This is a genomic window from Streptomyces verrucosisporus (assembly GCF_017114865.1).
GTDB classification, from domain to species: domain Bacteria; phylum Actinomycetota; class Actinomycetes; order Streptomycetales; family Streptomycetaceae; genus Streptomyces; species Streptomyces fenghuangensis.
Window position 1 is genome coordinate 1 of the sequence record NZ_JADEYH010000074.1, and the last position, 1,490, is coordinate 1,490.

At 68.6% G+C, this 1,490-nt stretch carries 1 protein-coding gene; it reads left to right on the top strand.

The annotated features are described in order from the left end of the window. Nucleotides 1-1,434, top strand: a 1,434-nt coding sequence (ahcY, locus tag IQ279_RS27490; protein ID WP_206352036.1) for an adenosylhomocysteinase, incomplete at its 5' end; no start/stop codon positions are given. Nucleotides 1,435-1,490: the final 56 nt, after the last annotated feature.

A 1,490-nucleotide genomic window follows, 5' to 3' on the forward strand; every position in this document is an offset into this window, starting at 1 on the left:
GACTTCAAGGTGGCGGATCTGTCCCTGGCGGCGTTCGGCCGTAAGGAGATCACGCTGGCCGAGCATGAGATGCCCGGTCTGATGGCGATCCGCCGTGAGTACGCCGCCGCCCGGCCGCTGGCCGGGGCGCGGATCACCGGGTCGCTGCACATGACGGTGCAGACGGCGGTGCTGATCGAGACTTTGGTGGCGCTGGGGGCCCGGGTGCGCTGGGCGTCCTGCAACATCTTCTCCACTCAGGACCACGCCGCCGCCGCCGTCGCCGTCGGCCCGGACGGTACTGCCGAGGACCCGCGGGGGGTGCCGGTCTTCGCCTGGAAGGGCGAGACGCTCCAGGAGTACTGGTGGTGCACCGAGCAGGCGCTGACCTGGCCGGGCGAGCCCACCGGCGGGCCGAACATGATCCTGGACGACGGCGGTGACGCCACGCTGCTGGTCCACAAGGGTGTGGAGTACGAGAAGGCCGGCGCGGTGCCGGACCTCTCCACGGCCGAGTCCGAGGAGCACGCGGTCATCCTGGGCCTGCTGGCCCGGACCCTGGCCGAGCGGCCGGGCAAGTGGACGGCGCTGGCCTCGGAGATCCGCGGGGTGACGGAGGAGACCACCACCGGGGTGCACCGGCTGTACGAGATGCAGCGCGACGGGGTGCTGCTCTTCCCGGCGATCAACGTCAACGACTCGGTGACCAAGTCGAAGTTCGACAACAAGTACGGCTGCCGCCACTCGCTGATCGACGGGATCAACCGTGCCACCGATGTGCTCATCGGCGGCAAGGTGGCCGTGGTGTGCGGCTACGGGGATGTGGGCAAGGGGTGCGCGGAGTCGCTGCGCGGCCAGGGCGCGCGGGTGATCGTCACCGAGGTCGACCCGATCTGCGCGCTGCAGGCGGCGATGGACGGCTACCAGGTCGCCACCCTGGAGGACGTGGTCGAGAGCGCCGACATCTTCGTGACCACCACCGGTAACAAGGACATCATCCTGGCCTCCCACATGGCGCGGATGAAGCACCAGGCGATCGTGGGCAACATCGGCCACTTCGACAACGAGATCGACATGGCGGGTCTGGCGGCGGTCCCGGGCATCGTCAAGGACGAGGTCAAGCCGCAGGTCCATACCTGGACCTTTCCCGACGGCAGGTCCATCATCGTGCTGTCCGAGGGGCGGCTGCTGAACCTGGGCAACGCCACCGGCCATCCGTCGTTCGTGATGTCGAACTCCTTCGCCAACCAGACCATCGCCCAGATCGAGCTGTTCACCAAGCCGGATGCCTATCCGGTGGGGGTGTATGTGCTGCCCAAGCATCTGGACGAGAAGGTCGCCCGGCTCCATCTGGAGGCGTTGGGGGCGAGGCTGACCGTGCTGCGTCCGGAGCAGGCGGCCTACATCGGGGTGCCGGTGGAGGGCCCGTACAAGCCCGACCACTACCGTTACTGAGCCACCGCCGCCGACACCACCGACACCACCGCCGGCATAAGACGCCGGCACACGGC